The following is a 3,997-nucleotide window of genomic DNA, read 5'->3' as shown; positions in this document are numbered from 1 at the left end:
GCGGTTTCTGGATACGCGAGATTGGCCTGTTTGACGCTGACGGCGTGATGATTGCCGTTGCCAACTGCGCGGAAACCTACAAGCCGCAGCTGCAGGAAGGGAGCGGGCGCACGCAGACCGTGCGCATGATCCTTATCGTCAGCAGTACGGACGCGGTGACGCTGAAGATTGACCCGTCAGTGGTGCTGGCAACGCGTAAATATGTTGATGACGCGGTGATTGAGGTTAAAGCCTATACCGATAAAGTGATGGCGGGCCATCTTGCCGCAGCGGATCCGCATACGCAGTATGCCCCAAAGAAAAGCCCCGTTTTTACCGGTATCCCGAAAGCGCCGACGGCCGCCGCCGGTGATAACTCACAGCAGCTGGCTAATACCGCTTTCGTGGCTGCTGCGCTGGCCGCGCTGACGGGGTCGGCACCGGCGGCGCTGGACACTCTGAACGAGCTGGCCGCCGCGCTGGGTAACGATCCGCATTTTTCGGCAACGGTACTGAATGCGCTGGCCGGAAAAATGGATATTGCGAAAAACGGCAGCGATATTCAGAGCGTCCCGACGTTTCTTAAAAACCTTGGTTTGGGCGATGCAAAGTATGTGACCAGCCGTGGGAGTAACGTCAATGGCGTCTGGAGTATCTGGTCAGATGGCGCGATAGAAATGAGCGGTCACAACCCGACCATTACCGGCGGGCTGGCAACGGTTGTTTTCCCGATATCCATACCCAAGGTCGTTCGCCATATCTCTATCGCGGAAAGGCTTTCCACGGATGCAGGTGCGTCGGTACAGCGCCTGCATACTTCGATGATCCTTGACGACACGGTTACCACCACCGGATTCAAAGCCCGCTGCCAGATGGCAAGCGGCGAACAGTCAAGTAATGGCTTTTCATGGCAGCTTTACTGCCCACCAAATTAATCAGGAGCACACTGTGCGATATTTTAATCCGGCATCTCTTACCGAAGTATTACCGGGCGTTCATGACATCACCGGCGCGGTTGAACTCCCTGATGACAACTGGTTTTTTACAACGCAGGAGATCCCCGAAGGAAAACAGCTCGGCGCAGGTGAAAGCGGCGAGCCGGTATTGATTGATATCCGTTAGCCCGTTTTCCAGGGCAGGAATGTTTCTGCATTTCTGCCCAAGAGCCGCAGTGTTTCGTGATTCTGTCCTGTCACCGACCAGTAAACCCTGAAAGAATGCACCCTTCCGCCTGAGCGGGCAATCTGAGCGCACCCATTACACGGAGTGCATCAGATGTCTGATTATCATCACGGTGTCCGCGTCGTCGAAATTAACGACGGCACGCGCACCATTTCCACCGTATCAACGGCAATCGTCGGGCTGGTCTGTACCGCCGAAGATGCCGACGCCACCGCGTTCCCGCTGAACACGCCGGTACTGTTAACCAATGTGCAGGCCGGTATCGCCAAAGCCGGTAAAAAAGGCACGCTGGCTGCCTCCCTGCAGGCCATTGCCGACCAGGCTAAACCCGTTACCGTCGTGGTGCGCGTGGCCGAAGGCGTGACCGAAGCGGAAACCATCTCCAATATCATCGGCACCACCGACGAAAACGGCCAGTACACCGGGATAAAGGCGCTGCTGAGCGCGCAGACGCAGCTCGACGTCAAGCCGCGCATCCTCGGCGTGCCGGGCCTCGACTCGCTGGAAGTGGCGACTGCGCTTGCAAGTATTGCGCAGCAGCTGCGCGCCTTCTGCTACGTCTCCGCCTGGAACTGCAAAACCGTCTCCGACGCGATGAAGTACCGCGAGAACTTCAGCCAGCGCGAAATCATGGTTATCTGGCCGGATTTCATCGCCTGGAGCACTACAGCCAACGCTGCCGAAACGGCGTGTGCCACGGCCCGTGCGCTGGGCCTTCGAGCAAAAATCGATAACGACACCGGCTGGCACAAGACGCTCTCAAACGTCGGCGTGAACGGCGTGACCGGTATTTCTGCCGGGGTGTTCTGGGATCTGCAGCAGACCGGCACCGACGCCGATTTACTCAATGAAGCCTGCGTGCCCACGCTTATCCGCAAGGACGGCTTTCGCTTCTGGGGCAACCGCACCTGCAGCGACGATCCGCTGTTTGCGTTTGAGAACTACACCCGCACCGCGCAGGTGCTGGCCGACACGATGGCCGAGGCGCACATGTGGGCCAATGACAAGCCGCTGACGCCGGTACTGGTGCGCGAGATTATCGCGGGTATCAATGCCAAATTCCGCGAGCTGGTCAGCGCCGGTTATCTGCTGGGCGCAACGTGCTGGTATGACGAAACGGCCAACGACAAGGACACCCTGAAAGCGGGCAAGCTGTCGATTGATTACGACTATACCCCCGTTCCGCCGCTGGAAGATTTAACGCTGCGCCAGCGCATCACCGACACCTATCTGGCGAACTTCGCCGCGTCCGTAAACAGCTGAGGACTGAACAATGGCACTGCCAAGAAAACTCAAGGGGATGAACCTCTTTAACGACGCCAACAGCTATCAGGGTGTGGTGACCAGCGTCACGCTGCCGAAGCTGTCCCGCAAGCTTGACCCGTTCCGGGGCGGTGGCATGAGCGGCGCGGCGCATATTGATATGGGCCTCGACGACGACGCGCTGGATATGGAGTGGAGTATCGGCGGCATGGATGAACTGGTACTGACGCAGTGGGGAGTCGCATCCGTACCGCTGCGCTTTACCGGCTCTTACCAGCGTGATGATACCGGCGAGGAAATCGCGGTGGAGATTGAGGTGCGCGGCAAACACCAGGCATTTGATTTTGGTGAAGCCAAGCAGGGCGAGGACACTGAAACCAAAATCACCACCAAATGCACCTACTACAAGCTGACTTTTAACGGCAAAGAGCTGATTGAAATCGACACCATCAACATGGTGGAGAAGGTCAACGGCACCGACCGTCTGGAGCAGCGCCGTAAAAATATCGGCCTCGTTTAACCCCCTGAGCCAGCGCCCGGCGCTGGCCTTATCCCGACTTTACGCAGAGAAAAATCATGGAAAACAAAGAAAACGCCGTCACCCTGGAAACGCCGGTCGTACGTGGCGAGCAGACCATTACCACCGTTGAGGTGATTAAACCCAATTCCGGCGCGCTGCGCGGCACCCGCCTGGCCGACCTTGCAGGCTCTGACGTGGATGCGCTGATTACCGTGCTGCCGCGCATCACGTTCCCGGCGCTGACGAAGGCGGAATGTCTGAACCTCGATCCTGCCGACCTGATTGCGCTGGCCGGTAAGGTGATCGGTTTTTTATCGCCGAAGTCGGACGGGTAAGCTGGCCCGGAGGGATGACCATCAACGACCTGATGGCCGATATCGCCACCGTGTTTCACTGGCCCCCCTCTGAAATGTATGTCATGCCGCTGGCCGAGCTTATCGACTGGCGGCATAAGGCTATTATCCGCAGCGGAGTGAATCCCGATGAGTAACAGCCTGAAACTCCAGGTGCTGCTTAAGGCGGTAGACCAGGCGTCACGACCGTTTAAGGCCATCCAGAACCAGAGTAAAAAACTGTCCGGCGATATCCGCGATACGCGGGAAAGTATCAGGGGACTGGATGCGCAGGCGGCGAAGATAGACGGTTTCCGCAAGGTCAGCGGCCAGCTTGCCGTCACGCAGCAGAAGCTGAAAGATGCCAAAGCCGAAGCGGCCGCGCTGGCCGTGCAGTTTCGCAACACGGAAAAGCCCACCACGGCGCAGGCCCGCGCGCTGGAAAAAGCCCGGCAGGCGGCAAACGAGCTGCAGACCAAAAGCAATTCTCTCCGCCTGTCCGTGCAGCAGCAGCGCGAGGCGCTGAATGCGGCGGGGATTTCCACCAAAAGCCTGAGCAGCGAACAGCAGCGGCTGAAAGCCGCGTCCGCGCAGGCAACCATGAGCCTGAGCCGTCAGAAAACCGAACTGCAGCGCCTCGGTCAGCAGCAGGAGCGGCTTAACCATATCAGCGAGCGCTACCGCAAAGGCCAGGAATTATCGGGCCGGATGCGTAATGCCG

At 58.4% G+C, this 3,997-nt stretch carries 6 protein-coding genes and 1 pseudogene; all 7 read left to right on the top strand.

Annotated features, from left to right (window positions below):
• A partial coding sequence (locus BBW68_RS19260; RefSeq protein ID WP_222563097.1) for a phage tail protein occupies positions 1–914 on the top strand: 914 nt, incomplete at its 5' end.
• Between the two features lie 13 nt (positions 915–927).
• Positions 928–1,101: a hypothetical protein gene (locus BBW68_RS18975; protein ID WP_186821347.1), complete on the top strand. Its 174-nt coding sequence runs from the start codon at positions 928–930 to the stop codon at positions 1,099–1,101.
• Positions 1,102–1,254: 153 nt separating this feature from the next.
• Positions 1,255–2,424, top strand: coding sequence for a phage tail sheath protein (locus tag BBW68_RS13795; RefSeq protein ID WP_070135784.1), 1,170 nt, complete (start codon positions 1,255–1,257; stop codon positions 2,422–2,424).
• Positions 2,425–2,434: 10 nt separating this feature from the next.
• A complete protein-coding gene (locus tag BBW68_RS13790; protein ID WP_070135783.1) occupies positions 2,435–2,944 on the top strand; it encodes a phage major tail tube protein in 510 nt (169 codons plus the stop codon).
• Between the two features lie 56 nt (positions 2,945–3,000).
• On the top strand, positions 3,001–3,279 hold the full coding sequence (locus tag BBW68_RS13785; RefSeq protein ID WP_070135782.1) for a phage tail assembly protein: 279 nt from the start codon (positions 3,001–3,003) through the stop codon (positions 3,277–3,279).
• Between the two features lie 32 nt (positions 3,280–3,311).
• Positions 3,312–3,434, top strand: coding sequence for a GpE family phage tail protein (locus BBW68_RS13780; RefSeq protein ID WP_070135785.1), 123 nt, complete (start codon positions 3,312–3,314; stop codon positions 3,432–3,434).
• A pseudogene (locus tag BBW68_RS13775) lies at positions 3,427–3,997 on the top strand (phage tail tape measure protein); the annotation flags it as partial. The gene BBW68_RS13780 and the pseudogene BBW68_RS13775, both read left to right, overlap by 8 nt.

It is taken from the genome of Candidatus Erwinia dacicola (assembly GCF_001756855.1).
Lineage (GTDB): Bacteria > Pseudomonadota > Gammaproteobacteria > Enterobacterales > Enterobacteriaceae > Erwinia > Erwinia dacicola.
This window is presented reverse-complemented; position numbering and strand designations above follow the sequence as displayed.

Bases quoted from the DNA above. Each gene is read 5' to 3' on its own strand.
- BBW68_RS13790 (WP_070135783.1), top strand. From the start codon at position 2,435: ATGGCACTGCCAAGAAAACTCAAGGGGATGAACCTCTTTAACGACGCC.
- BBW68_RS13785 (WP_070135782.1), top strand. From the start codon at position 3,001: ATGGAAAACAAAGAAAACGCCGTCACCCTGGAAACGCCGGTCGTACGT.
- BBW68_RS13795 (WP_070135784.1), top strand. From the start codon at position 1,255: ATGTCTGATTATCATCACGGTGTCCGCGTCGTCGAAATTAACGACGGC.
- BBW68_RS13780 (WP_070135785.1), top strand. From the start codon at position 3,312: ATGGCCGATATCGCCACCGTGTTTCACTGGCCCCCCTCTGAAATGTAT.